General features: G+C 46.8%; 1 protein-coding gene. It reads left to right on the top strand.

Annotation, left to right across the window (positions count from 1 at the left end):
- Positions 1–809 (top strand): type I restriction endonuclease subunit R (locus tag E8D52_18570; GenBank protein ID TKB65366.1); only part of this gene is annotated, 809 nt, incomplete at both ends.

Raw genomic sequence — 809 nt, 5'->3', positions numbered from 1 at the left:
TCAGTCGCTACATGGTACTGGTGTCCAGCGAGCAAAAACTGATGGTCATGCGCCCGTACCAAATCTATGCGGTTAAGGCCATTGTCGATTGCATCCACCAAAACCGGGGTAATGGTTACATCTGGCACACCACCGGCAGCGGCAAAACCCTCACCTCGTTCAAATCCTCCACGTTGCTTAAAGACAACCCGGATATTGAAAAATGCCTGTTCGTGGTAGACAGTAAAGACCTCGATCGCCAAACCCGTGAGGAATTCAACCGCTTCCAGGAAGGCTGCGTAGAAGAAAACACCAACACCGAAACCCTGGTACGGCGCATGTTATCGGAAGACTACGCCGATAAAGTCATCGTCACCACCATCCAAAAGCTCGGTTTGGCGCTGGATGAAAACAGCAAGCGCAACCAAAATCACAAACAAAAGGGAAAACTGACTTATAAAGAACGCCTTGATCCCCTGCGCGACAAGCGCATTGTGTTTATTTTCGACGAATGCCACCGCTCCCAATTTGGTGAAAACCACAAAGCCATTAAAGAATTTTTCCCGAAAGCGCAACTTTTTGGCTTTACTGGCACGCCCATTTTTGACGACAACGCCAGCTACAAACAAATTGACGGCACGGTTGGCTCTTTTAAAACCACCAAAGATATATTCGAAAAAGAACTACACGCCTATACCATCACCCACGCCATCGATGACAAAAATGTACTGAGCTTCCACATCGATTATTACGGCAAAGACAGCCAAACCGATAAAAAACCGAAAAAAAGTGAAACACCACCACCAAAAGCTGTGATAAAAGCGATTCTG

Source organism: Nitrospira sp. (genome assembly GCA_005116745.1).
Classification (GTDB): Bacteria; Nitrospirota; Nitrospiria; order Nitrospirales; family Nitrospiraceae; genus Nitrospira_D.
Note: the sequence above shows the minus strand (reverse complement) of the source record. Positions and strands in the feature narration are given on the sequence as shown.